The 26,093-nt window shown below is 35.1% G+C and carries 23 protein-coding genes; 17 read left to right on the top strand and 6 right to left on the bottom strand.

Translation table 11 applies throughout. The features are described 5' to 3' along the window. Nucleotides 1–1,740, bottom strand: a complete 1,740-nt coding sequence (locus FMG_RS08035; RefSeq protein ID WP_002840827.1) for a type I restriction-modification system subunit M — start codon at nucleotides 1,738–1,740, stop codon at nucleotides 1–3. Between the two features lie 14 nt (nucleotides 1,741–1,754). Further along, on the bottom strand, nucleotides 1,755–1,982 hold the full coding sequence (locus FMG_RS08030; RefSeq protein WP_002841002.1) for a helix-turn-helix domain-containing protein: 228 nt from the start codon (nucleotides 1,980–1,982) through the stop codon (nucleotides 1,755–1,757). 345 nt (nucleotides 1,983–2,327) lie between these two features. Here FMG_RS08030 and secA point away from each other — a divergent pair, with 345 nt between their 5' ends. The 11 genes from secA to FMG_RS07975 all read left to right on the top strand — a co-directional run bounded on the left by secA (nucleotide 2,328) and on the right by FMG_RS07975 (nucleotide 14,725). After that, entirely contained in the window at nucleotides 2,328–5,057 is a 2,730-nt protein-coding gene (secA, locus tag FMG_RS08025; RefSeq protein ID WP_002840721.1) for a preprotein translocase subunit SecA, read from the top strand. Nucleotides 5,058–5,411: 354 nt separating this feature from the next. Continuing rightward, nucleotides 5,412–6,507, top strand: a protein-coding gene (gene prfB / locus FMG_RS08020) for a peptide chain release factor 2 (protein ID WP_187362817.1) whose coding sequence is annotated in 2 segments (ribosomal slippage) — nucleotides 5,412–5,483 and nucleotides 5,485–6,507 — 1,095 coding nt in all. Because the reading frame shifts where the segments join, the coding sequence is not laid out codon by codon here. Nucleotides 6,508–6,569: 62 nt separating this feature from the next. Continuing rightward, nucleotides 6,570–7,961, top strand: coding sequence for a beta-Ala-His dipeptidase (gene pepD / locus FMG_RS08015; protein WP_012291162.1), 1,392 nt, complete (start codon nucleotides 6,570–6,572; stop codon nucleotides 7,959–7,961). A 12-nt stretch (nucleotides 7,962–7,973) separates the two neighbouring features. Further along, complete coding sequence (locus tag FMG_RS08010) at nucleotides 7,974–8,285, top strand: DUF1292 domain-containing protein (RefSeq protein ID WP_002837085.1); 312 nt, start codon at nucleotides 7,974–7,976, stop codon at nucleotides 8,283–8,285. Next, on the top strand, nucleotides 8,275–9,111 hold the full coding sequence (locus FMG_RS08005) for a Cof-type HAD-IIB family hydrolase (protein WP_012291161.1): 837 nt from the start codon (nucleotides 8,275–8,277) through the stop codon (nucleotides 9,109–9,111). Before FMG_RS08010 ends, FMG_RS08005 begins: the two co-directional genes overlap by 11 nt. Beyond that, entirely contained in the window at nucleotides 9,104–9,544 is a 441-nt protein-coding gene (locus FMG_RS08000) for a peroxiredoxin (RefSeq protein ID WP_002837087.1), read from the top strand. Before FMG_RS08005 ends, FMG_RS08000 begins: the two co-directional genes overlap by 8 nt. Further along, a complete protein-coding gene (locus FMG_RS07995) occupies nucleotides 9,537–10,472 on the top strand; it encodes a TIGR01212 family radical SAM protein (RefSeq protein WP_012291160.1) in 936 nt (311 codons plus the stop codon). Before FMG_RS08000 ends, FMG_RS07995 begins: the two co-directional genes overlap by 8 nt. Before the next feature lie 44 nt (nucleotides 10,473–10,516). Further along, a complete protein-coding gene (locus FMG_RS07990; protein WP_002837093.1) occupies nucleotides 10,517–10,939 on the top strand; it encodes an ATP-binding protein in 423 nt (140 codons plus the stop codon). A 956-nt stretch (nucleotides 10,940–11,895) separates the two neighbouring features. Next, the gene (locus tag FMG_RS07985; RefSeq protein ID WP_012291158.1) at nucleotides 11,896–12,954 is read left to right on the top strand and encodes a DUF5633 domain-containing protein; all 1,059 of its coding nucleotides are present in this window, start codon (nucleotides 11,896–11,898) and stop codon (nucleotides 12,952–12,954) included. A 758-nt stretch (nucleotides 12,955–13,712) separates the two neighbouring features. Continuing rightward, on the top strand, nucleotides 13,713–14,186 hold the full coding sequence (locus FMG_RS07980) for a site-2 protease family protein (RefSeq protein WP_012291157.1): 474 nt from the start codon (nucleotides 13,713–13,715) through the stop codon (nucleotides 14,184–14,186). A gap of 32 nt (nucleotides 14,187–14,218) precedes the next feature. After that, nucleotides 14,219–14,725 (top strand): M50 family metallopeptidase, encoded by a 507-nt coding sequence (locus FMG_RS07975; protein ID WP_012291156.1) that lies wholly within the window; start codon nucleotides 14,219–14,221, stop codon nucleotides 14,723–14,725. A gap of 66 nt (nucleotides 14,726–14,791) precedes the next feature. Here the strand turns inward: FMG_RS07975 and FMG_RS07970 are convergent, their stop codons facing one another. From FMG_RS07970 to FMG_RS07960, 3 genes are all read right to left on the bottom strand, one after another. Beyond that, nucleotides 14,792–15,940 carry an MFS transporter gene (locus tag FMG_RS07970; protein ID WP_041250672.1) on the bottom strand — a complete coding sequence of 383 codons (1,149 nt, stop codon included), beginning with the start codon at nucleotides 15,938–15,940 and terminating at the stop codon, nucleotides 14,792–14,794. Between the two features lie 78 nt (nucleotides 15,941–16,018). Further along, nucleotides 16,019–16,231, bottom strand: a complete 213-nt coding sequence (locus tag FMG_RS07965; protein ID WP_002837078.1) for a hypothetical protein — start codon at nucleotides 16,229–16,231, stop codon at nucleotides 16,019–16,021. 60 nt (nucleotides 16,232–16,291) lie between these two features. Continuing rightward, a complete protein-coding gene (locus FMG_RS07960; protein WP_012291154.1) occupies nucleotides 16,292–16,843 on the bottom strand; it encodes a hypothetical protein in 552 nt (183 codons plus the stop codon). An 806-nt stretch (nucleotides 16,844–17,649) separates the two neighbouring features. On the opposite strand from FMG_RS07960, the gene FMG_RS07955 reads away from it, so the two are divergent. Beyond that, nucleotides 17,650–18,522 (top strand): DUF5633 domain-containing protein, encoded by an 873-nt coding sequence (locus FMG_RS07955; protein ID WP_012291153.1) that lies wholly within the window; start codon nucleotides 17,650–17,652, stop codon nucleotides 18,520–18,522. Nucleotides 18,523–18,625: 103 nt separating this feature from the next. On the opposite strand, the gene FMG_RS07950 is transcribed toward FMG_RS07955, so the two are convergent. Further along, nucleotides 18,626–19,078 carry a hypothetical protein gene (locus FMG_RS07950; protein ID WP_012291152.1) on the bottom strand — a complete coding sequence of 151 codons (453 nt, stop codon included), beginning with the start codon at nucleotides 19,076–19,078 and terminating at the stop codon, nucleotides 18,626–18,628. Nucleotides 19,079–19,316: 238 nt separating this feature from the next. Here FMG_RS07950 and FMG_RS07945 point away from each other — a divergent pair, with 238 nt between their 5' ends. The 5 genes from FMG_RS07945 (at nucleotide 19,317) to galU (ending at nucleotide 26,020) form a co-directional block, all read left to right on the top strand. Beyond that, nucleotides 19,317–19,856, top strand: coding sequence for a sigma-70 family RNA polymerase sigma factor (locus tag FMG_RS07945; RefSeq protein ID WP_041250631.1), 540 nt, complete (start codon nucleotides 19,317–19,319; stop codon nucleotides 19,854–19,856). 174 nt (nucleotides 19,857–20,030) lie between these two features. Then, a complete protein-coding gene (locus FMG_RS07940) occupies nucleotides 20,031–20,696 on the top strand; it encodes a nitroreductase family protein (protein ID WP_012291150.1) in 666 nt (221 codons plus the stop codon). 190 nt (nucleotides 20,697–20,886) lie between these two features. Then, a complete protein-coding gene (locus FMG_RS07935; RefSeq protein WP_012291149.1) occupies nucleotides 20,887–21,831 on the top strand; it encodes a DnaJ domain-containing protein in 945 nt (314 codons plus the stop codon). A gap of 18 nt (nucleotides 21,832–21,849) precedes the next feature. Then, the gene (gene clpB / locus FMG_RS07930; protein WP_012291148.1) at nucleotides 21,850–24,435 is read left to right on the top strand and encodes an ATP-dependent chaperone ClpB; all 2,586 of its coding nucleotides are present in this window, start codon (nucleotides 21,850–21,852) and stop codon (nucleotides 24,433–24,435) included. A 721-nt stretch (nucleotides 24,436–25,156) separates the two neighbouring features. Next, entirely contained in the window at nucleotides 25,157–26,020 is an 864-nt protein-coding gene (gene galU, locus FMG_RS07925; RefSeq protein WP_002838056.1) for a UTP--glucose-1-phosphate uridylyltransferase GalU, read from the top strand. Nucleotides 26,021–26,093: the final 73 nt, after the last annotated feature.

Below are 26,093 nucleotides of genomic sequence, written 5' to 3'. Positions count from 1 at the left end.
TCACTCACCCAACAATTCTTTCAGATTATTCGAGATTAATTCTTCAAGTGTCTTTGCCTCAGCACTTAATGCAGCAAACTCAGCATTTAAAGAATACATTTCTTCTTTGAATTCTTCCTGTGTTAAACCATCATCTTCAATCACTACGCCTACATAACGCCCTGCGTTGAGGGAATAGTCTTGGTCGATGATTCCGTCTTCTCCATCCATTGGTGCGGCTTTGCAAAGACCGATAACATCAGCGTATTCGCCATTCGGGAATCTTTCTGTTAGCCAATCAATCTGCGCCTGCCAATATGATTTTGTAAGTACTTCCTTATCATCAGAAGATTCCGGTGCATTGGCAAGCTCTGCTTTATACTCATCAATCAAATCTACAAGTGCCTGTGCATTGCCATGATAAAGCTTTGTGATAACACCAAGGTTTTTAATCTGTTCATCTGAGAATTTTCTATGGGCACGGTCGACCTGGGTAAATACATTTCTTGCATCAATAAACAAGATTTCATTTTTCTTGTCAGTATTTGGCTTTTGCTTATCAAAAAACCAAAGGGTTGCAGGAAGTGTAACGGATGAGAACATATTAGATGGAAGTGTCACCATTTGTGAGATTATACCTTCTTCAATCATTTTCTTTCGGATATCATATTCTGAACCCGATGCATCAGATGCGGAATTTGCCATGACAAGTGCTGCTTTACCTTTTTCGTTTAAGGCAGTCGCAAAGTAGCCTATCCACAAATAGTTTGCGTTAGGTACAGTTTCTTTCTTATCAGATTTTTTCTTTTTTGATTTGCTTTTGTTTCTTGGCACTCCATATGTATTGAAACGATTATCATCAGAAACCTTCTCAACTACAACTTCATCTACGTTGAACGGAGGATTTGCCATTACGTAATCAAATTGTCCGTATGCATTATATGGGTCTGAATAAAATGAGTTCGCTTCTGTGATATCGCCACGTACATTATTAAGAAGCAGATTCATTTTTGCTAGTTTTACTGTATCTGGTTCTTTCTCAACACCATAACAGCGAAACTTCATCTGTTCACTTTCGCTTGCGTTGTGGTTGTGCATGTACCTGGCAGCCTGTACGAACATTCCCCCTGAACCGCAGGCAGGATCTAAAAACTTCTTTTCACCCGGCTGTGGATTCAACACTTCAACCATGTATCGAACAACAGTTGCTGGAGTGTAGAATGTTCCACCATCCTTACCTTCTGCAAGGGCAAAATTACCTAAGAAATATTCGTAGATTTCACCGAAAATATCGATTGTACTGTTTTCTGGAATATCTTTGAAAATACGTACAATGTTAGATAGAAGCTCTGGTTCTTCTTCCGGAACTAACTGAGCGTATACTTCTTTTGGAAGTACTCCATCCATTTTAGGATTTTCATCTTCAATGGCTTCCATTGCTTTCTTTACAAGGGTAGCCTTGTTTGCATCGTCCGGTGCATCATTGATGAAGTCATAATAAGCACACTCTGGAAGATAGAAGCCACATTTCTCAATGGAAATTTCTTTGATGGATTTTTCCATGCGTCCGCCTTTAAGGCGATTGTATTCTGCTTCGATTTCTTCCTTATGTTGTTTATATAAAATATCTGCATATCTAAGGAATATAAGTCCCAAGATAGGCTGTCCATATTTATTTGCAGCTAAATGAGCACTTGCACGCAAAACATCGGCAGAGTGCCATAAGGTGTCTTTTAATTCTTTCAATTCTTTATCTGTCATAGCGTATTGCTCCTTTATTTTTCTGTTTTGTAATCAAGCCAAGCTTGCTCTATTGTTTCATATGGAAGGTTATGTTCTAAGCAAAACGCATTAATGCTTTTCATTGCTTTCAAGTTTGGCTTTGCACGTCCTGATTCCCAGCGATTTACTGTGGAAAAAGCCACACCGATTTTATCAGCAAAATCCTGCTGCGTGAGGAATGAACGTTGTCTAATTCTTTTTATTTCTTCAGGGAAATTCATATGCATCTCCTTTTCATTTATTATTCATAAATATAGCGTTATTATACTAAATAAATATGAATTTTTCTAGTACCTAGTCATTCAAGACATTTTTCTTGAGGGATTTTTATTTATTACTAAAATTTTATCTCACAAATCCCATTAGTAAGTAAGAAAGGATAAATCAAAAAAATTTACATATTAAAAATAATTTTACAAAATTGCACCCAAAATTATATGGTCTGTAATTTATTGGAAAATTTTTTAAGTAATTTCCTTTAAAAGTTGATGTTTTTGTTGTAAATGATATGTTTTAATGTTAAAATAAAAGGTAGTATTTATATATATTAAAGTAAGGAGATTTATATGGGAGTATTTGAATCTATTTTTGGCTCAGCTAATAAAAAAGAGCTAAAGAAAATAGAACCAATTATTAAAAAAATTGAATCATATGATAAGTCTATGCAACAATTATCAGATGATGAATTAAAGCATAAAACTGTTGAATTCAAGGAAAGATTAAAAAATGGAGAAACTTTGGACGATATTTTACCAGAAGCATTTGCTGTAGTTAGAGAAGCCAGCTACAGAGTTTTGGGTATGAAACAATATCGTGTGCAATTAATCGGTGGTGTTGTTTTGCACCAAGGTAGAATTGCAGAAATGAAAACTGGTGAAGGTAAAACTTTGGTTGCAACTTTGCCTGCATATTTGAATGCGCTTAGTGGTAAGGGCGTTCACGTAGTTACTGTCAATGATTATCTTGCAAAGAGAGATAAGGAATGGATGGGAAAGGTTCACGAATTTTTGGGATTAACTGTAGGCGTTATCGTTTATGGTTTGGATAATGATGAAAGACGTGAAAACTACGCTTGTGATATTACTTACGGTACTAATAACCAATACGGTTTCGATTATTTGCGTGACAACATGGTTATTTATAAAAAAGACAAGGTTCAAAGAGGCCTCAACTTTGCAATCGTGGACGAAGTTGACTCTATCTTAATAGATGAAGCTAGAACTCCACTTATTATTTCTGGTCAAGGCGACGAATCTACAGATATGTACATGAGAGCAAATATGTTTGCTAATGGTTTGACTGGACGTATTATGGATCCAGAAGAAGACAAGCCAGATATTTTCGATCGTGAATTCAAGGATGAAACTGTTGATTTCTTGGTTGACGAAAAGAGAAAAACTGCCAGTCTTACAGAAGTTGGTACAAGAAAAGCTGAAGAATATTTCGGCGTAGAAAACTTGTCTGATCCTAACAACATGGAATTAGCTCACCACATCAACCAAGCTTTGAAGGCTAACAATACGATGAAACGTGATATTGATTACGTAGTAAAAGACGATGAAATTCTAATCGTTGATGAATTTACTGGTCGTATCATGGAAGGTAGAAGATATTCTGATGGTCTTCACCAAGCTATCGAAGCAAAAGAAGGTGTTGAAGTTAAGAGCGAATCCAAAACTTTGGCAACAGTTACATTCCAAAACTACTTCAGAATGTACAACAAATTAAGTGGTATGACTGGTACTGCCAAGACTGAAGAAGCAGAATTCAACGAAATCTACAAGATGGACGTTGTTGAAATTCCTACTAATAAACCAGTAGCCAGAGTTGACGAACAAGACAGAGTTTACATCAACGAAAATGCAAAATTCAACGCAATCGTTGAAGAAATAAAAGAAATTCACAAGACTGGTCAACCAATTCTAGTTGGTACTATTTCAATTGAAGTTTCAGAAAGATTGTCCAACTTGTTGAAGAAAAATGGAATCAAACACGACGTATTGAACGCTAAGCAACACGAACGTGAAGCAGAAATCGTAGCACAAGCAGGTATGTTTGACAAGGTTACTATCGCGACAAACATGGCCGGCCGTGGTACCGACATTCTTTTAGGCGGTAACCCAGATTTCATGGCAAAACACGACATGAAAAAACAAGGTTACGGAGATTATGTAATCGAAAGTTTGGATTCATTCTTACCAAGCACAGATGAAGAATTAGTTGCAGCAAGAAATGTTTACAACGAATTGCACAAAAAATACAAGAAAATGACTGACGAAAACAAGAAAAAAGTTCTTGAAGTCGGCGGATTATATATTATCGGTACGGAACGTCACGAATCACGTCGTATCGACAACCAATTGCGTGGTCGTTCTGGTCGTCAAGGTGACCCTGGTAGATCAAGATTTTTCGTATCATTGGGTGACAACTTAATGAGATTGTTCGGTGGAGAAACTATCCAAAAATACGCTGAATCTGGCAAGTTCCCAGAAGATGAACCAATGGAATTCAGAACAATTACTAAAGCAATCGAAAGAGCGCAAACAAAAGTTGAATCCAATAACTTTGGTATCAGAAAGAACGTATTGAAATACGACGACGTTATGAATGCACAACGTAAAGTAATTTATACTGAAAGAGATAAAGTGCTTGATGGTGAAGACATGCACGAATCTATCGTTGCTATGATCAAGGACATCATTTCAAATGCTATCGACACATATTGCCAAGATCCTAAATCAGAAAATTGGGAAATGGAAGCATTGATGACATACCTTAACACATTCATTCCAGAAGGAACTTTGGATCTTACAAGACTCAACAGCTACAACAAGAAAACTTTCACAGATTATGTAATTCAAAAAGCATTGGAAGTTTACAATGCAAAAGAAGAAGCCATCGGCAAAGAAAAATTCAGAGAAATCGAACGTGTAATCCTTCTTATGGTTGTAGATAGAAAATGGATGGATCACATTGATGCGATGGATCAATTGCGTCAAGGTATCGGTCTAAGAGCATTCGGTCAACAAGACCCAGTAAGAGCTTACAACAACGAAGGTTTCGAAATGTTTGAAGATATGAACCACTCTATCAAAGAAGACACAGTTAGAGGAATGTTCAACGTTCAACCAGTTGAAGAAATCGAAAGAAAACAAGTAGCTCACGAAACATCTGCAACAGGTGGAGAAGAAGAAATCAACAAACCAGTAGTTAAAGGTAAGAAAATCGGTAGAAACGATCCATGTCCATGCGGAAGTGGTAAGAAATACAAAAACTGCTGTGGTAAAAACAGATAATAAATAGTGGAAAAGCCCTAGGCGAAATGTTTGGTTTTGATAATTGAACATCAAACATTTATAGCTAAGGATAGGTGAAGTAAATTATCCTTATGCACGAATATCTGACTACAAAAATTGATGATTTCATAATTTTGAGCTCCTAAAATCGCAAGCCTCGCTAAAGCTCGGGCAGTCCGATTTTTAGACGGAGCTCTTCAATTTGAAATCAGAACAATTTTTTCCGTATGATATTCTTAGCAAAAGGATAACTACTTCATATCACAAGCCCACTATTATAAAAACAAATACAAACACAAAGGAGGAGAAATCCTCCTTTTTTGTTCAAAAAATATATGCAATTGGAGGATAAAAATGGACGTATTTTTAATTAACGAAAAAATAGAAAATTTATCTCAAAATCTAAAAGAAATAAAGGAGTCTCTTTGACTTAGAAAATTTAAGAAAAAAATTAGATGAATTGCAACAAGAAACAATGAAGGCGGGGTTTTGGGACGACAGCGACAAGGCACAAGAAATATTTGACGAATTAAATTCCGTAAAAGACGATGTCGAAAACTACGACGAAATCGAAGAAAAAATCGAAGAAGTCAAGATGATGCTTGAAATCAGCAAGGAAGACAATACCGAAGAATACGAGAAAGAAATCTCCAAAACGCTCAAAAATTTGGAAAAAAATGTCGACGAATTCAAAATCAAAACGCTCTTGGTGGGAGAATACGACAGAAATAATGCGATAATGTCAATTCATGCAGGTGCAGGTGGGACGGAAGCGCAAGATTGGGCGGAAATGTTACTGAGAATGTACACGAGGTGGATTGCTGACAAGAAATATTCCTACAAAATCACCGACTACAACCAAGACACAGAAGGCGGCATCAAATCCGTATCACTAATCGTACAAGGAATCAACGCGTATGGATTTTTGAAAAGCGAAAAAGGAGTCCACAGACTTGTCAGGATTTCTCCGTTTGACCAACAAAAACGCCGCCACACATCATTTGCATCGGTGGACGTATTCCCAGAAATCAAGGACAATCACGACATTCAAATCGACGACAAAGATTTGAAAATCGACACATACAGAGCATCGGGAGCCGGTGGACAACACGTCAACATGACAGACTCTGCAGTTAGAATCACGCACATTCCAACCGGAGTTACAGTCCAATGTCAAACCGAAAGATCACAAATCGCGAACAGAAAATACGCAATGGATATGCTTATCGCCAAGCTTATCATGATAAAAGAAGAAGAAAAGCGTGAAAAAATCGAAGACATCCAAGGAAAATACAACCAAATAGCGTGGGGCTCACAAATCAGATCCTACGTCTTCCAACCATACACATTGGTAAAAGATCACAGAACAAACTGCGAAAGTTCACAAGTGCAAGATGTGTTGGATGGCGATTTGGATAAATTTATAAATGCGTATTTGAGCCACAATTAAAATCAAAATTTTTTGTGAGTTTTATTAATTTATTGGGTATATAAAACTTGAGGTGTAATTAAATGAAAAATATAGTATTAGAAAATTTCCGAGAATTGTCAAATGTTCCTCGTTGTTCATTTGACCAAAAAAGAATTAACGAATACTTAGTAAATAAAGCAAAAGAATTGGGGCTTGAATACGACGTTGACGACGAATTAAACATCGTAATCAGAAAGCCTGCAACAGAAGATAAAAAAGGTCATCCAGGAGTTATTTTGCAAGGCCACATGGACATGGTTTGCGAAAAAGAAGATGACAGCGATCACGATTTTACTAAAGATCCGATCGAATTTATTATAGAAAATGGCAAATTAACTGCCAACAAGACAACACTTGGAGCAGACAATGGAATTGCCGTTGCGATGGGAATTGCTATTTTACAAGACGAAAATTTGTCACATCCAGATTTGGAATTGATGATAACAACAAACGAAGAGGTAGGACTTATCGGTGCGAATGCCGTAAGTGAAGATTTCCTAAAAGGCAAATACCTCATCAACGTTGACAGTGAAGAAGAAGGAATCATGACTTGTGGTTGCGCTGGTGGAATTACTTTGAATTCTGAATTTGCAATCAAACGTGAAGATTTTGGGAAATATTTCTACAAAATCGCAATCAATGGTTTCAGAGGTGGTCACAGTGGTCAAGATATTGATAAAAATCACTTAAATGCCATCGAATCCACAGTTCAAATTCTAAAAGAATTGTCAACTCGTCACAATTTGAGAATTGTATCATTAAATGGTGGAACAAAACACAATGCAATTCCAAGAAATTGTGAGCTTATCATTGCAAGTGAAGACGAAATCAAAGACAACGAAATCAACATTGATGGTTTCAAACAAGTCGAAGCAAAAATGGAGTTTATTTTTGAACAAGTAGATTCACAAATTCCAATGGACGAACAATCTACTGAACACATTTTGAATTTCCTAACAACAATTCCAAACGGCGTTGTGGACATGGTAAAAGGAAACGACAATTTGGTAGAAACATCGCTTAACCAATCAATCGCAACAACAACTGATGACAAATTCGTGTTTATGGTATCAATCAGATCCTCAGTTTTGGATAAAATAAGAGAAGTTGAAGATTTGATTACAAATACAACAAAATCAAACAGTGGAATAGTTAAATCTGAAGGATTCTACGAACCTTGGGAATACCGTGAAGATAGCGAACTAAGAGACAAATGTTTGAAAGTTTACAAGGAAGTCACAGGAAAGGACATGCAAGTGAATGTAATTCACGCAGGACTTGAATGTGCAGTATTTTCAAAGAAATATCCGGACATGGACATGATTTCCATAGGCCCTGATATGAGTGGAGTTCACACACCAAAAGAAACTTTGGATTTGGAATCTACAGATAGAGTGTATGAATTCTTGAAGAAATTAGTAGAATCATTATAATGGAGGATAAAAATGAGTGACGAAAGAAATTTAGAAAACGAAGAAATGTATGAAGAAGAAGAGTTAGATACAATCGTACTAACATTAGAAGATGGCGGAGAAATCGAATGCGGAATTCTTGGAGTATTCGAAGTTGAAGGATATGACAGTGATTATATCGCACTTGTATCTGAAGATGACAACGAAATTATGATTTACAAATACGAAGAAATCAACGAAGAAGAAGCTAACTTGGATGTTATCGAAGACGATGCTGAATACGAAAAAGCAAAAGAAACATTCGAATCTCTTTTCGTAGATTTTGATGGAGAAGATGAAGAATAATTTCAAGGCTGTTATGATTGATCTGGACGGAACTCTTCTGACAGACGATAAAAAAATTACTGATTTCAGTAATCAAATTTTACAAAAACTTTATGACAATGGCATAAAGATTATTATTGCAACAGGAAGAGGTCTATCCAGAGCTAAGCAATTAACCGAGAAATTAGATTTTGACAAAATAATCCTTGCAAATAATGGAGCTATTATTCATAGTAGCTCCAACATTGCAACGGATGAGGATTTGATGTTGGAATCTAGTGTGGTGGATGAGCTTAGCACTTTATCAAAAGAGTATGGGATTAGACCGTATTTTTTTGTGGAAAACAAATGCGCACTTCTCATCCAAGATGAAGAAGACAAGAATCGTTTTGTAGATAGCGTGGGAGATATCGGTGAGATTATGACAGTTTCTGAGAGAAATTTGCCGATTGATGACTGCGTGAGTATGATTATGATTGCTGGAAAAAATCACATTTACGATATAGTTGAGCGTATCAAGACCAATCTAAATGTGACATACCACATTCACACGAAATATTTTCCCCAAAATATCAGAATGCTAGAAGTGCAAAATGTGAACACCGACAAATACAAAAGGGCAATTCATGTGCTTGAACATTTTGGAATAAAAAGTGACGAGGTGGTTGCAATTGGCGATGCGCACAACGATTTGGAAATGGTTGTAAACAGTGGGCTTGGAGTTGCAATGAAAAACTCCGACGATATTTTGAAACAAAATGCAGACATCATAACACAATACACAAACGAACAAGACGGACTGGCGAAATTTTTAGAAGAACTATTTGAGTTGAGGGATTATGAATAATTTAAAAGAATTTTTGAACGAAGAATATTATGACAAATACAAGGGCAAAAACTTGGTAGTGTACATCTATCCAAAAGACAACACAAGTGGCTGTACAATTGAGGCGGACGGATTTTCCGAAGTTTACGACGAATTTCAAAAGCTTAACACAGAAGTTGTAGGAATTAGCAAGGACTCTGAAAAAACACACGAAAATTTCAGAAAAAAACAAGGACTAAAACAAGAATTGATATCCGATCCAGAAAGAATATTCTTGAACAATTTTGGCTGTGTGTACAAGGGCAAAATGTACGGCAAAGAAGTTACAAAAACTGAAAGAAGCACATTTGTATTTGACAAGGATATGAATTTGGTCAAAGAATTCAGAAAAGTAAAACCAGACGAGAACCCACAAGAAGTGTTGGATTTCGTACGAGAAAATCTAAATGACTGATAGATATAACATTTACAGCAAATATCTAAAAGAACATTACGGAGAAAAAGTCTACAAACTTCCAATAAAACTGGATTTAACTTGTCCCAACAGAGACGGAAGGTTGGGACATGGTGGTTGCATATATTGTCACGAAGAAGGTGGCAGCTTCGAGAACAAAGAAAAACACCTTTCTATTCGTGAGCAATTGGAAAAAGACAAACAAACCATCGAAAACAAATACAACGCCCACAAATTTATATCGTATTTTCAAAATTATTCCAACACATATATGCCACTTGAATTGTTTCGAAAATACGTCAACGAAGCAGTGGTGGAAGATGTCGTTGCAATCAGCGTATCTACAAGACCGGATTGCATTGTAATTGAACATTTGGAAATACTGAAACAACTTCAACAAGAAAAACACGTCGACATTATCATAGAGCTTGGGCTTCAAACATCTAACAACAAAACTTTGAAGATAATCAATAGACAACACACAGTTGCAGATTTCATTCGCGCTTGTTTGATGATAAAAAAATACGGATTTAGAATTTGCACGCATGTAATACTCGCACTTCCATGGGATGACATGGACGATGTCAGAGAAACTGCGAAGCTTTTATCGGTATTAAAAGTTGACGAATGCAAAATACATTCACTATACATTCCCAAATACACGATACTTGCTAAATGGTATAAAGAAGGAAAAGTGCAGCTCAAATCATTGGACGAATATGTAAATGAAGTTTGCGAATTCTTGAAATATTTGGATAAGGATATCCTAATTCAGCGATTAGTCGGCAGAATGCCCGAAGAAGATTCTGTGTTTTGCAACTGGAATACAAGTCACTGGAAGATACAAGATATGATAATCGAGAAAATGGAACGTGAAAATATTTTCCAAGGTGATAATTTTGACGAAAAAATGGGTATAATAATATAAAGTAAATTAAACTTTTTAAAATGGTTTAAGAAAGGATGATAATAATGGTTAAATTTGTAGTAGGTCCTAAAGGCAGTGGAAAAACAAAATGGTTGATCGACAAGGCCAACGACGAAAAGAAAAACAATAACGGTAACATAATATTTATAGACTCTGATGACAAGCACATCTTTACACTTGATCACTCAGTAAGACTTATAGATGCATCGACATTCCACATCTCAAGTCCAGAAAGTTTGTATGGATTTTTGGCAGGGATTATGTCAAGAGATTTCGATATCGAAACAATTTACGTAGACGGAATTTACTCAATCGTTGACATGACAGAACAACAATTAGAAGAATTCCTAGAAAACTTGGAAGTTTTATCAAAAGAAGCTAACGTTAAGTTCTTCATTGGAATGAACAAAGAAAAATCAAGCTTACCAGCAAAATACCACGAAGACACAGTGGAATTGCACGCATAATACACACACGATAGACCCTTTGATAGGGTCTATTTTTTTGAGGAAAATTGAATGCCGAGACTGTTTCGGTTTATAGTAAAATCAGAAAACTGTTTTGCACGAATATCTGGCTTACGAAAATAAAAAAATCCTTACGCTCATGCCCCTAAAATCTCAAGTGCGTCTGCGACTGGCACGAGTGAGATTTTTGACGGGTCACTTCGCTTGGATTTTTAATTATTTTCTCCAGACGATATTCTTAGCAAAAGCAGTAATCTGATTTTGTTTCACTGACGAGGGAATTTGCCGCTACACGAGGATACGGAATAAAAGTCGTAACACGCTCGCCTGGCTTATGGCAAAATCAAGACAGTTTCTGCTCTGAAAAAATCAGAAAACTGTTTTGCACGAACATCAGGCTTACGAAAATAAAAAAATCCTCACGCTTGTGACCCTAAAATCTCAAGTGCGTCTGCGACTGGCACGAGTGAGATTTTTGACGGGTCACTTCGCTTGGATTTTTAATTATTTTCTCCAGACGATATTCTTAGCAAAAGCAGTAATCTGATTGTTTCGCTGACAAGAAAAGAGAATTTGTCGCTACACGAGGGTACGGAATAAAAAATCTTTTTAACAGGGGAGAAAGAGGAAAAAATCGAAAAAATTGTTGAAATATTAAGAATATATTGTATTACCTAAAATCATATAGTATAATAAAAATATCAATATAAATAGTTGTATGCAAAACTACTTTTGACAAACCAAAATTTGTATACATATTAACAAAAAAATTCAAATTTTTTGTGTTTTTAACGAGGAGTATTTCGGTAGGAATATTTCTTGTTGGGCTAATACGAGTAGATTGTGTAAATGGAATGGCAAGAAATTGCTTGGAAACGGATTTGAAATGTATTTGAAAAGTTGAAGGGAGGCGACAAATTCCACCCGTTGAGGGAAGTTTCCATTGTCATATTAATATGAAATTTAACAAAAAATTATTGGTAGCGGTGCTTGCAGGAACTTTAGTTCTTGGCAGTGGAGTTAGCACTTATGCTACAGCGGACAATACAAATAATGCGAAAATGCTACAAGAAAAAGTTTCTGTAGAAGTTTTAAATGAAATATTGAATAATGTTGATAAAATTATAGAAAAATTAGAAAAAGATTCTGAATTATTAAAATTAGAAAAAGATTCTGAGTTAAAAGAACAAGGAAAAATTTCTGAAGTAGAAAAGTTAAAGATAGAAGTAATAAAAGAAAGAGCGGTCTTTGATAAACCAGCAGTTTTAAATACTGAATATGCAATAGGAATGTTGAGACGTTTTGATGAAGCAATAGAAAAAATCAAACAATTAAAGCCTCAATCTGATTTTGATACTAAAGAAAAAGCAGAAGAAGCAGCCAAGAAAGACTTGGAAACAGAATTAGTGAAGAATGCATTTGACCTAGAAGAAAAAGATGGCAAATGGCACTACACATTAAAATTCAAGGAAATTAAACCAGAACAATCAACTAGTTCAGATAAAAAAGAAAAAACAGAAGAAAAGACTGCCGAAGAAAAGAAACAAGAAGAAAAAGAAAAGAAAGTAGATGGCTTGAAAAATTCGGCAGAAAAACAAAAGGAAGAAGAAAAGAAGAAAGCTGAAGAAGAGGCGAAGAAAAAAGCCGAAGAAGAAAAGAAGAAGGCTGAAGAAGAAGCAAAGAAAAAGGCTGAAGAAGAAGCAAAGAAAAAAGCTGAAGAAGAAGCAAAGAAAAAGGCTGAGGAAGAAAAGAAAGCTGAAGAAATGAAAGCTGAAGCTAAGAAAAAAGCCGAAGAATTCAAGAAAAATGCAGAAAAGAAGAAAGTAACTTTAGTTAGAAAATCAGAAAAAGTAGATAAAACTTCTTCAGACAACAAAGTTAGTAGACCAGTAAAAACTACAACAGATAAGAAAAAACTACCAAAAGCTGGTATTGAACAAGAAGTATTAACATTAGCAACCGCATCATTAGCAGGCGTTCTTGGTGTGTATACTTCAATTAAGAAACGTAAATAAAATTCTAATTTAAAAATAGAAATGGGGTCTTGCGATCCCATTTTTTATTTGGAAAGCACATTGCAGCGATTGTTTCAGTTAAGGTAAATCAGAAAACTGATTTGCACGAATATCTGCTTACGAAAATAAATCGCCCCACAAGACTACGGAATAAAAGTCGTAACACGCATCGTCTGGCTTACGAAAATTGGCAAATTCTAATCTCGAGATTCTAAAATCTCAAACTCGTGCTACGCACTCAAACAATGAGATTTTTTAACGAATTTCTTCGATTGAATTTGACACAATTTACTCCAGATGACTCGCTTAGTTACGAGCTTTTATTAGAATGCTAAGTGTGTTTCTGGGAAAAGCAGTAATCTGCTTTGTTTCACTGACAAGTAAATAAAATCTGTATCTATACAAAAATACGGAATAAAAGTCGTAACACGCAGAATCTCACTTACGAAAATTGGCAAATTATAATCTCGAAATTCTAAAATCTCAAACTCGTGCTACGCACTCAAACAATGAGATTTTATAACGAATTTCTTCGATTGAATTTGACGCAATTTACTCCAGATGACTCGCTTAGTTACGAGCTTTTATTAAAATGTTAAGTGTGTTTCTGGGAAAAGCAGTAATCTGATTGTTTCACTGACAAGGGATATACAACTCATCATCTACTCCAAAATGAGTATATTTTCACAAAATACTTGACAAAAAATAGTGGGGGAGGGTAGAATGAAATCGTAATCATAAATATTCAGGAGGAGACGATGATGATTGAGTTAATCATTAAATACTTGATAATAATTGTACTTGTTTTTTGTCATGAAATGGGACATATTTTAATGTGTATTATTTTCTTTAAATGTAAAGATTGGAAAATAGATATGGGACTTGGTAAGGTTTTATTTGAAACTAAAAGACTTATTATAAGACCTATAATTGTTGTTGGTAAAATACTCCCACAGTTAGATGGGGAATATTATAATAGCAAGAGCAAATTACAAAAAATAATGATTCCATTAGGTGGACCATTATTTAATTTAATAGTACTGATTGTTACAATTCCATTATTAATAAGTGAAGGGAAAATGATAGCTGGATATTCACATCTTTTTCAAGAATCAATAAAGTTTTTATTGCGATTTAATATGGCGCAACTTTTTTGGACTTTGTTGCCAATTTATTATAAAAGAGATGTTCCTAGCGACGGAAGAAGAATAATTGAAATAATTAAAGACTGATTTGTTTTTTATTTTACATAATTGAGGTTATAATGCTTAACTTATTAATGAAAATCGTAATATTTTATTTTGTTTACCAAGTCTCACAAATTCTGCACGAGATAGGACATGCTGTTGCTTATAGAGTAGTATACAAATCAAAAAAATGGAGAATCGAAACAGGAAGAGGCAAGGAGATATTCAAATCTAAAAGAATTAAAATATGTTTATCACTAGCTGACGGAGTATGTTACTTTGATGATGATTATGAAGATTGGTATTACAAGAAAAATTTGATCGTATTTTTGGAGGGACCACTTGTTAACATCATTTTGTTTATATGCATGATTCCTTTTATCTACGATATCAATCATTCCGCTGATGTGAGTAGTTTTTACCGTAACATCGTATTTATCACATTTTATATTAATTTCTGGAAGGCTTTGATTAGTTTGTTACCAAAAGAATATGAAAATATGAAAGTAAATCAAACTGACGGATTGAAACTTCTTAATATTATAAAAGCGATGAAAAACTCACGAAGATCAAACAACAACTAACTAAAAATCCCTTGCCACATGACAAGGGATTATTATAATTTATATCATACTTACGAGCCTCACAAATCACGATACAGACTTTACGGCATTATCATTTCTAAGCATAATTGCACTCAACAATAGTGATGCGGCTATAAACACGAAGATGTATTTGTAATTGAAAGAAGAAATATACGAGTTTGCCAACAAGAATACTACTTCGAAGACATCAGCGAAGAAGCTAAATGCTGATAGCATGGTTGCTCGGTGATTTTTGAAGCCTATTGTGTCTATATAATTGTTTTGGATTTTTTCGATGAAAATCCCCAAGACCGACAAGATTGTTGGAAGTATAATCATCAACAACACTACGGGTTTTCCAGATATCACACATAATCCAGCAAAGAACAATGATGCAATAACTGAAAATAATCGAACTTTGTTCCATGCTTTTTGTTCTCCTAGATATTTTATGATAAATGTTTGTGAAAGTTGAAGTCCCGAGTAAGCTAGGATCAATGGCGACACTATGTTTTCCGAATATCCATTGTCAATTATGACTTTTACATAGAAAAAGTTGATCAATAAAAATGACAAATTAAACAACGACACGATTAACACGATTACTCTAAAAGTTTTATCGTGTACCAATAGTTTCAATGTTTTTGACAAATCAAATTGTTCCTCAGTTTCTATTGAATTGTCGGCATCTGGAATAAAAATAGAAATCACAGTTGCGATTACATTTGCAATTATTGTTACCCAAATCAAAGCATTAATGTTCCATCTTGAATTAATAAAAGGAAACATTACGGTTGATACGATAAAAGCGATCGTTCCCCAATTATAGAACTTCGAAATATTATTACTGTAATTATCGTCGCCGAAAAGCTTGTATATGTAGGCGCTTATTGTTCCGGAATTCAATGCAAAAGCAATTCCTTCAAGCAAGGCTTCCACCGCAAAAAGCATAAAATTATTGGATATCAGTAAAAATATCCTTGCAGTTAGCATAGTAAACTGTGCGAGAACTATTGACTTTTTTAGCCCGATTTTATCGGTCAACACACCCAAAGGAAATTCACAAACCATGCAAGTAACAGACAGTATCGCCTGCAACACGAAAAACTGCGACAAGCTAATTCCTCTATTCGTCCTAACCAACAACGCAACAGGCGCATAAAATATTAAATTGGAAAATAAATTCATTGCGTATATTTTTCTTGAAGTTTTCATACATACATTATAACTCTTTTCAATAAAATATACTTTATCACACACAAAAATCCCTTGCCACATGACAAGGGATTGCGATTATAATGTAGTTCTATCGTTATCTGAGTTCATCAACAATTGATAAACTTGGATTTCTCCGATTAACTTCAATTCTTCAAAGCCACGGCGGCGAAGTTCGTCACGATCGTGTTCGTTTTCGTAATTTGCATTTGTTTTGAAATAATTTTCCAAAATTTCAGAAACTTTATCCTTATTATTTGCGTTTTTAAGTACTTCTTCTCTAATATACATAACATACCTCCTACAATTGTTGCTATCTTACATATAATTATACCCCAAAAACACACAAATCTACCTTATAATATTAATTCCATCTTCCACGACGTATTCCAAATCACAACCACTCAACAAACCATTCATCCACGCACCTCGGAATTCATCGTAAACTTCAGAAGATTCTCCATAGATGTAATACTGTTCATGCACATCAATTCTCTTAATCCAACGGAACTCTCCACCATTTGATTCCACTGGCAAATTCGCCATATCACAAGGCATACCGTCCAAGAATTTATCGGACATAAATTGAAATGCATCAGAAGCATCGCCCGAGAAATTTTCCATCGCACCAAAATCATAGGCGATTTTAAGAGCATCTTCAAGCTTTCCCTCACGTTTAAGTTCACTCAAAACCCTCGCCAAATTATCCTCGACAATTGATACTCTCACTTGTAACCATCCGTGAATATTGTCCGTGTCAATCAAATCCTCCAACGCTCCACGTTCAATATTTTTCAAAACAACATTTTCATCCAACAACTCACTCATCTTGCGTGTAATCTCATCAACGTAATTAATCTTATCGAACATTATATAATGAATTTTTCCTAAAAATCTTGACATATTATACCTCCATTTGTTTGATTATATTATACAGATAATAAGTGCGGATTTCTGTAACCATTGTTACGTGATATAATAAAAGTGAAATAAAAATATATCTCAAAACAAATAAATTGGTAAAAATTTCGGTGGAAATTAACGGAAAATTCAACGGAAAAATAATAAAAACACAAATAATTGCAACAATATTTTACTGGCACACGATATACGATTATAAACCCAGTAAAACAAACTATACATTGATTGAAAAATCAAAAAAGTTGGATTTTGTACGAATAAATATCCTATAAAATATATACTCAAAAAGATTTTCAAAAATCCATTGTATTATTTGAAATTATGTAGTATAATGACCATAAGTCGATAGACTAAAGTGATGAGAAATTTTAATAACAGTAAAATCATGGATAAATATTAACGAATATACGGTGAATAATATAAATAATTGTGAATGGTAATTATGTTAATAAAACCATCACCCTTTTTTCATTGTCTTAATAATGTTTTCATCATTTAACACAATTATAACTACTTATAAAAGTAGCTACAATACATAAGCAGGCCGTGAACTAGCCTAGCTTGTTCTCGTATTTTCATTTTTATAATGAAAACGGGACACTTTTAGTGAATAGTTCAAGTAGAGTATTGGGAAATTATTTCCACATAATTGGAAATAATATGAATTAAGGAATGGCAATGTAATTGCTTGGAAACGAATTTGATTTAAATAGCATTGATTTGCAAAAAAAATTTAAAAGGAGGAGACAAATTCCACCCGAAAGGGAAGTTTCCATTGTCATAATATTATGAAACTTAATAAGAAATTATTAATGGCTGCACTTGCAGGTGCAATTGTAGTTGGTGGCGGAGTTAGCACTTACGCAGAAGAAGCAAGTAACCAATTCACTAATCATGAATACAAACCAACAGAAGAAGAAGCTAAAAAAGATTTTGAAGCAGCGAAAAAAGCAGCAAGAGCAAAATTAGAAAGACTTGGAATTACTAATCCAATGATTTTAAATCAAATTGATAAAGCAAAAAATAGCGCTGTATTAGACAATTTAGTTGATACTGTTGTAAAATCTAATGCTGATTCACATCCTGAGAGAGAAGAAGATAATATCCCAGAAGATAGTCCATACTATAGACAAACACCATTTGCTTATAGAACTAAAGAAGAAGCTGAAGAAGCAGCTAAGAAAGCTTTAAAAAATAACTTATTAAATCCAGATGGAATAAATAACGATTATGAAGTTGTACAAAAAGCAGATGGAAACTGGGATTATGTATTAAAGATTACAGATAAAAAACCAGAAGAAAAGAAACCAGAAGAAAAGAAACCAGAAGAAAAACCATCAACACCAGGTAGACAACCTTCAACTCCAGAAGGACCATATGCACCATATGAACCATCAACTCCTGGTAAAGAAGATAAAAAACCTGGCGAAGACAAAAAACCTGGCGAAGACAAAAAACCAGAAGACAAAAAACCTGGTGAAGATAAAAAACCAGAAGCTAAAAAACCTGGTAAAAAAGAAAAAGAAAACACTGATTCTCCAAACAAGAAGAATAAGAAAAAATTACCAAAAGCTGGTAGCGAAGCTGAAATCGTAACATTAGCAGCAGCTTCATTGTCAAGCGTTGCAGGTGCTTTCATTTCACTTAAAAAACGTAAATAATTAATCTTGGATAACGAACGATTAATATAGAAAATGGGACTAATTTTGGTCCCATTTTTTAATGCGAAAAACTGATACGAGATGTATCAGTTTTTTTTGATTATTATTTGGTGAGTATGTCCAAGTTTGTTGTGTAATCGTCTATCAAGAGTCTTGCGAGTTTTGCTTTTTGAATTTTGTCTTCGATGCTTTTCTTGGATTCAAGTGTTGCGATTTTCTCATTGCTTTTTAGTGTGAGGCTTCCTGTTTCGATTGTTTCGATGGAGTCGATGTTGAATAGTCCGTAGCTTCCATCGTTTTTAGTTATTGGTTTTCTGACTTTGATCATGCAGTAGGTTCCGTTTTTAAAACAAATAGGAGGATTTTTGGTTATGTTCAGTGATTTTTTGATTAATTTTTTCGCTTCAGTGATGTCTAATAATTGGTTGCGGGCGATTTTTTTGATACAACAATCCAATGAACAATAACTTGTAGTGGTGAAATCATTAAAATAAAGTTGGACTGCATTGCCGATATTGTCTACGTATATCGGAATGATTGCTTGTAATTGTTTCATAAATTCTCCTTTTATTTTATGATAATTTTATTATAATAGAACATACGTTCCTACACAAGTGTTTTGAATTGAATTTCACAATGAATTGATTTGTTTTTTGTGGAATGGAGATTGATTTTTGTGAAAATTTTTGTTAATTCATGCTGTTACTATTTGTTTTGATGTTGTTTTTCGTTTCATTCTTGATTTATAAAATTTTCTTATCGATTGTAAAATTGTAAAAAAGGAGATGGAAATCATGAAATACGATGAGATAGATTATATTGTGAACAAGAAAATTTTAAATGACAAGAGAATTTACAAGGCTTTTGAGCCGTTGATTATCAGCAGTATCAAAAATTATTATGATAGGACGGATATTTTTGAGGAGCTTGTGGATGATGGCAAGACCGAGATTATGTATGCGATTATGGAGTATGATGCTTCGAAGAAGGTTCCGTTCAATTATTATTTGAAGCAGAGGTTGAGGTTTTTCTATTTGAAGAAGAATCCGAGAAGAAGTGTTGCATCGCTTAATTTTACGAATGAGGATGGTGATGAAATAATGAATTTGATTGAATCTGATGAGAATATCGAAAAGGATTTTGAGGATAGGTTGGAGATTAAACAGCTTTACGAGAGGGTACGCAAGCTTCCCGAGAAACAACAGAAGATTATTTACGAGAATTTCCTTCGAGAAAAAAGTGCGAGGGAGATTTGCCAAAAATTGAATATGAAACAGTCCACTTTCTACAATACAAGAAGTAAGGCGTTGGAGAATTTGCGCAAGATGTATTGATTGTAGGGTGTGGAATGGGTGGGTTTATATAGATGGAATCGCTGCGATTCCATTTTTTATTTGGGAAAATTTACGGAGTTTTTTCTAATAAGCTGGTGTGTTGTATTTGTAGATTTTGCATGAATTGGTGCGATTTGTGGTATATTATAATATATATATTTTAATGAGGGGGACATGGTGAATATTTTAGAGTTGATGAATAAGAGGCATTCTGTTAGAAAATACATTGATGAAGAGATTGATTCTTCTGTGAAGAAGATTATCGAAGAGAAGGTTTGTGAGGTTAACCGTGAATCGAATTTGAATATAAGGGCTGTGTTTGATGACAAGGAAGGGTTCAATTCGAAGCTTGCAAAGTATGGGAAGTTTGAGAATGTGAATAATTTTCTGATTATGAAGGGTGTCGGCAATGATTTGAGCGAGGTTTGTGGATATTACGGCGAGAAGCTTGTGATGGAGCTTATGAATTTGGGTTTGGGTTCGTGCTGGGTTGCTCTTACATATAATAAGAAGAATATTAAAAAATACATAGAACCAAACGAAAATTTGGTGATTGTGATTGCGTTCGGTATTCCTGCAAATTGGGGTTACAGTCGCAAGAGCAAACTTCCCAAACAAGTGTCAAATGTGAATGAAGACTCTCCACAATGGTTCAAGGATGGTGTGGATTGTGCGTTGAATGCTCCGACTGCGATTAATCAACAAAAATTTATGCTGACTTTGGTTGATGGTAAGGTGAAGGCGAAGGCGAGGTTTGCTCCGTCAGCGAAGGTCGATTTGGGAATTGTAAAATATCATTTCGAAATTGGATCGGGCAAGGATCATTCTATTTGGATGTAAAATTTAATTGAAAAATAAAATTTTGAAATACAAATCAAAATAAAAATCAAAAAATAAATTTGAAAGTCAAGAAATAAATTTGAAAGTCAAAGAAATTTCAAAGATTGAAAATATTATTGATTATGCACTCGTAAGGGTGTATAATATTATTAAGGTCAAAGAAAGTCAAAAACAAAATGGGAGGTTTTTTATGGAATATAAAGATTATTATAAAGTTTTGGGGGTGGATAAAAAGGCGAGCTCCCAAGAAATTAAAAAAGCATACCGCAAACTCGCCAAGAAATATCACCCTGATTTAAATAAAGGCGATGAGAAATCACAAGAAAAATTTAAGGAAATCAACGAGGCTTATGAGGTTTTGGGTAACGAGGATAAGCGTAAAAAATACGATATGTTTGGCTCGAATTATAATTTCCAAGGCGGACAAAACTTCGATCCGAATGCGTATGATTTTGGAGGCTTCGGTGGATTCGGTGGTTTCGGCAAGAATTCTGGCTCGTACACTTACACTACTGGTGGCAGTGGCGGAGGATTCTCGGACTTTTTCAACGCGTTTTTCTCGGGTGGACAAGGTAGCGGCGGAGGATTTTCCGATATTTTCGGCGGATTCAAAGGCGCTGGAAGAAAATCTCAACCAAGGCAAAGATACGACACGGACATTTCCGTTTCCCTATCAGATATCTACAATGGTGTAGAAAAAAGATTGGGACTTATGATTGGAGATAAAAGTATTAATTTGAATTTGAAAATTCCAAAAGGAATTTTGCCTGGCAAGAAGATTAAGGTCAAGGGCGAAAAATTCGGCGTTGACGGGGACATTTACGTGAAGATTAACTTGGTTGATGTGTACAACAAGCTTGAAGATCACAATATCATCAAGAAGGTTGAACTTAAACCATGGGAAGCTTATTTTGGAAAATCAATTAATGTTGAAACGATTAGTGGCGAAAGAATCAAGGTTAAGATTCCGAAAAATATCAAGGCTAATCAAAGAATTAGGATTAAAGATAAGGGATTCGTGGATATGAAAGGTGTCAAAGGTGATTTGTATCTTGAAATTTCCATCGTAAATCCTACAAAATTAAATGAAGAACAAGAAAAATTATATAAACAATTATACGAATTATCTGAATAATGTTAGGGGGTAAGGTTTATGGATTTAAATAAATTCACGCAAAAATCTGTTCAAGCAATTCAAGATGCGCAAAATACTGCGATAAAATTGGGAAATCCAGAAGTTACGGATGTTCATTTGAGTTTTGCGTTATTGTCTGATTCAGATTCAATAGTTGCAAAGACTATTCAAAAAATCGGCGCTGATTACAAGAAAATCGTGAGCGCTTTTAATCAAAAAATAGATTCTCTTCCAAAAAACGACAGTCAATCTAGTGTGTACCCAAGCACTGCTTTCCAAAGAATTTTGTTGAAGGCAGAAGACGAAGCAAAGTCCATGGGAGACAGTTTCATTTCTGTTGAACACATTTTTATGAGTATTTTGGGAGAAAAAAACACTGTTAGTGCTGTTTTGTTGAAAGATTTTAATGTCAACAAACAAAACTTCACATCTAATTTGAAGGATTTGAGAGGAAATCAAAAGGTAGATTCTGATAATCCAGAAGATACAACTGATGTGTTGGCAAAATACGGTCGTAATTTGACTGATTTGGCAAAAGAAGGCAAGCTTGATCCAGTTATCGGTCGTGACGATGAAATCAGACACAGCGTTAGGATTTTGAGTCGTAGAACGAAGAACAATCCTGTGTTGATTGGTCAACCTGGTGTTGGTAAAACTGCGATTGTGGAAGGCTTGGCGCTTAGAATTGTCAATGACGATGTTCCAGAAACTTTGAGAAACAAATCTATTTTTGCATTGGATATGGGAAGTTTGATTGCCGGTGCGAAATTTAGAGGAGAATTCGAAGAAAGATTGAAGGCTGTGTTGAAAGAAGTTGCAGATTCTGATGGCAAAATCATTATGTTTATCGACGAAATTCACACTTTGGTCGGAGCTGGCAAATCAGAAGGTGCAATGGATGCAGCAAACTTGTTGAAGCCAATGCTTGCACGTGGTGAAATAAGAACAATCGGCGCTACAACTTTGGATGAATACAGAAAATACATCGAAACAGATGGCGCATTGGAAAGAAGATTCCAAAAAGTTTTGGTAGAAGAGCCTTCAGTTGAAGACACTATTTCGATATTGCGTGGTATCAAGGACAAATACGAGATTTATCACGGAATCAAAATCACTGACAATGCTGTAATCGCTGCGGCAACTTTGTCGGACAGATATATTACTGACAGATTTTTGCCGGATAAGGCGATTGATTTGATGGACGAAGCGAGTGCGATGGTTAGAACTGAGATAGATTCTATGCCTGAAAGCATCGACGAAACTAAGAGAAAAATATTGCAACTTGAAATCGAACGTGCTGCTTTGAACAAAGAAGACGATGAGATGAGCAAGATCAGACTCGAAAATTTGGAAAAAGAATTGCAAGATACTAAAAACGAGTTTGATGCGATGTATATGGAATGGACTCAACAAAAATCCAAGGTCGACGAAATCAAGGACACAAAATCTGAAATAGAAGCTGTAAAACACGAAATGGAAGAAGCTCAAAGAAAATACGATTTTGAAAAATTGTCTGAATTAAAATACGGAAAATTAGTCGAACTTGAAAACAAACTTGAAGAATTGAACAAGAAAATGGACGAAGATGACAGTTCAATTATAAAAGAAAGCGTAACTGAAGATGAAATCGCAGAAGTTGTAAGCAAGTGGACATCAATTCCTGTGACAAAATTAGTGGAAACAGAACGTGACAAGATTTTGAATATGGACAAGTTGTTGCACAAGAGAGTTGTGGGACAAGATGAAGCTGTAACTGCTGTGACTGATGCAATCATCAGAGCTAGAAGTGGTTTGAAATCGCTCAACAGACCAATCGGTTCGTTTATATTCCTTGGACCAACTGGTGTTGGTAAGACAGAACTTGCAAAAGCGTTGACTGAAAATATGTTTGATGACGAAAAGAATTTGATTCGTATCGATATGTCAGAATATATGGAAAAACACGCAGTAAGTAGACTTGTCGGAGCTCCTCCAGGATATGTTGGATATGATGAAGGTGGTCAACTAACTGAAGCTGTCAGAAGAAAACCATACTCAGTGATTTTGTTCGACGAAATCGAAAAAGCGCATCCAGATGTGTTCAACATTTTGTTGCAAGTTTTGGATGACGGACGTTTGACAGACAACAAAGGTAGAACTGTCGATTTCAAAAACACAATCATCATCATGACAAGTAACATTGGCTCGATGGATTTGATTGAAGGAATTGACGACAACGGAAATATTTCTGATGAAAGCAGAAATTCTGTAATGGACGAATTGAAATCCAGATTCAAACCAGAATTTTTGAACAGAATTGACGATATCGTAATGTTCAAACCTTTGACAAAAGATGACATCTACAAGATTATTGAAAAACAAGTTTCATTGTTGCAAAAACAATTGGAAGACAGACAAATCACTATCGAAATCGACGAATCTGCAGAAGATTTGATTATCGACAAAGCATACGATGTGTTGTACGGTGCAAGACCTGTTAAGAGATTTATCGAATCCAACGTCGAAACAAAACTTGGACGTGAATTGATAAAAGGAACTGTAACTGACAAAGACACTGTCGTTATCACAAATGTAGATGGTGAATTGGGAATTAAAAAGAAATAGATTTTGAGGAAATAGGTAAGATCACAGGTCTTGCCTATTTTTTTAAAATGTAGCACTCATAATAAAAGCTCGTAACTAAGCGAGTCATCTGGAGAAAATTGTGCCAAATTCAATCGAAGAAATTCGTTAAAAAATCTCATTGTCTGAGTGCGTAGCACGAGTTTGAGATTTTAGAATTTCGAGATTAGAATTTGCCAATTTTCGTAAGCCAGACGATGCGTGTTACGACTTTTATTCCGTATCCTTGTGCCGCGACTTTATTTCCGTTACCATAACAAAAAATAGGCAAGTTGCATAACGAGGGAGAAAATTGCCCACACTATATATATTAATAGAAAAGCAGAAAAACTGATTTGCACGAATATCTGGCTTACGAAAATAAAAAAATCCTCACGCTCATGTCCCTAAAATCTCAAGTGCGCCTTCGGCTGGCACGAGTGAGATTTTTACGGGTCATTTCGCTTGGATTTTTGATTATTTTCTCCAGACGATATTCTTAGCAAATTCAGTAATCTGCTTTTATTTCATGGACAAGCTTTTAAAATTTTCACAGCAAAAATAAAAAGATGGAGCTTGCAAATCGGTTTTGCACTTTTTGATAGCACATGCGACTTCAAAATCTTGCGACCACCCCCCCTTATAGCAAAAATCAACATTTCTTGTTACAATATTATTAGAGACAAATGATTTATGGCGTAAAATTTTAACACGAGGAGCGACAATGAAGATAAGAAAAGCGGTTATTCCTGCGGCGGGTTTTGGTACGAGGATGCTTCCTGCATCGAAATCTGTTCCGAAGGAAATGCTTCCAATCTACGATAAACCAACTTTGCATCATATTGTAAAGGAGGTTGTGGATTCTGGAATTACGGATATTTTGATTATTATAAGCAAGGATAAGGGATCTATCGAGGATTATTTTGATGTGAATTTCGAATTGGAATACGAATTGAACAAGAAGTCTTCGGAGATATCAGGAGAAATTCACGAGCTTTCGAAGATGGCGAACATCTACACGATTAGGCAGAAAAAGAAAAACGGGCTTGGCGATGCGATAAAATACGCAGAAAGTTTTGTTGGTGATGAGCCTTTTGCGATTTTGTTGGGAGATGATATTATTTACAATACTTCTGATGAACTTCCTTGCATCAAACAAATGGCTGATATTTACGAGAGGGAAGAATCACCGATTTTGGGTGTGCAAGAAGTTTCGTGGGAAGATGTAGACAAGTACGGGATTGTGAATGGTGTGAAGACTTCGGATAGAATTACTGAGGTTGAGTCGTTGGTGGAAAAACCAAGCCGTGAAGAGGCTACAACTAACTTGGCAATTCTTGGAAGATACATTGTAACGCCGGATATTTTTCCGATTCTTCATGAAACGAAACCCGGCAAGAACAATGAAATTCAATTGACTGATGCTTTGAACAAGCTTGCAGAAAAACGCAAGATGATTGCGTATGATTTTATTGGCAAGAGATACGATGTCGGTAACAAGCTTGGGTTTGTGAAGGCTACGGTTGATTTTGCACTACATGATGAGAAAATAAAGGACGAATTGTTGGAATTTTTACGAGAAAAATAATTATTAGCTATTGGCACAAGTTGTCAGTAGCTTTTTTTATTGGAAAATTATTTGTTGTGATAAAATAAGACAG

Source organism: Finegoldia magna ATCC 29328, assembly GCF_000010185.1.
GTDB lineage: Bacteria > Bacillota > Clostridia > Tissierellales > Peptoniphilaceae > Finegoldia > Finegoldia magna_H.
The sequence above is the reverse complement of the archived record's forward strand: the minus strand, read 5'-3'. Positions and strand labels throughout refer to the sequence as shown.

Bases quoted from the DNA above. Each gene is read 5' to 3' on its own strand.
- FMG_RS08005 (WP_012291161.1), top strand. From the start codon at position 8,275: ATGAAGAATAATTTCAAGGCTGTTATGATTGATCTGGACGGAACTCTT.
- FMG_RS08000 (WP_002837087.1), top strand. From the start codon at position 9,104: ATGAATAATTTAAAAGAATTTTTGAACGAAGAATATTATGACAAATAC.
- clpB (WP_012291148.1), top strand. From the start codon at position 21,850: ATGGATTTAAATAAATTCACGCAAAAATCTGTTCAAGCAATTCAAGAT.
- FMG_RS08030 (WP_002841002.1), bottom strand. From the start codon at position 1,982: ATGAATTTCCCTGAAGAAATAAAAAGAATTAGACAACGTTCATTCCTC.
- FMG_RS08010 (WP_002837085.1), top strand. From the start codon at position 7,974: ATGAGTGACGAAAGAAATTTAGAAAACGAAGAAATGTATGAAGAAGAA.
- FMG_RS07970 (WP_041250672.1), bottom strand. From the start codon at position 15,940: ATGAAAACTTCAAGAAAAATATACGCAATGAATTTATTTTCCAATTTA.
- FMG_RS07990 (WP_002837093.1), top strand. From the start codon at position 10,517: ATGGTTAAATTTGTAGTAGGTCCTAAAGGCAGTGGAAAAACAAAATGG.
- FMG_RS07945 (WP_041250631.1), top strand. From the start codon at position 19,317: ATGAAATACGATGAGATAGATTATATTGTGAACAAGAAAATTTTAAAT.
- FMG_RS07940 (WP_012291150.1), top strand. From the start codon at position 20,031: ATGGTGAATATTTTAGAGTTGATGAATAAGAGGCATTCTGTTAGAAAA.
- pepD (WP_012291162.1), top strand. From the start codon at position 6,570: ATGAAAAATATAGTATTAGAAAATTTCCGAGAATTGTCAAATGTTCCT.
- FMG_RS07995 (WP_012291160.1), top strand. From the start codon at position 9,537: ATGACTGATAGATATAACATTTACAGCAAATATCTAAAAGAACATTAC.
- FMG_RS07975 (WP_012291156.1), top strand. From the start codon at position 14,219: ATGCTTAACTTATTAATGAAAATCGTAATATTTTATTTTGTTTACCAA.
- FMG_RS07980 (WP_012291157.1), top strand. From the start codon at position 13,713: ATGATGATTGAGTTAATCATTAAATACTTGATAATAATTGTACTTGTT.
- FMG_RS07950 (WP_012291152.1), bottom strand. From the start codon at position 19,078: ATGAAACAATTACAAGCAATCATTCCGATATACGTAGACAATATCGGC.
- FMG_RS07960 (WP_012291154.1), bottom strand. From the start codon at position 16,843: ATGTCAAGATTTTTAGGAAAAATTCATTATATAATGTTCGATAAGATT.
- secA (WP_002840721.1), top strand. From the start codon at position 2,328: ATGGGAGTATTTGAATCTATTTTTGGCTCAGCTAATAAAAAAGAGCTA.
- FMG_RS08035 (WP_002840827.1), bottom strand. From the start codon at position 1,740: ATGACAGATAAAGAATTGAAAGAATTAAAAGACACCTTATGGCACTCT.
- FMG_RS07935 (WP_012291149.1), top strand. From the start codon at position 20,887: ATGGAATATAAAGATTATTATAAAGTTTTGGGGGTGGATAAAAAGGCG.
- FMG_RS07985 (WP_012291158.1), top strand. From the start codon at position 11,896: ATGAAATTTAACAAAAAATTATTGGTAGCGGTGCTTGCAGGAACTTTA.
- FMG_RS07965 (WP_002837078.1), bottom strand. From the start codon at position 16,231: ATGTATATTAGAGAAGAAGTACTTAAAAACGCAAATAATAAGGATAAA.
- FMG_RS07955 (WP_012291153.1), top strand. From the start codon at position 17,650: ATGAAACTTAATAAGAAATTATTAATGGCTGCACTTGCAGGTGCAATT.
- galU (WP_002838056.1), top strand. From the start codon at position 25,157: ATGAAGATAAGAAAAGCGGTTATTCCTGCGGCGGGTTTTGGTACGAGG.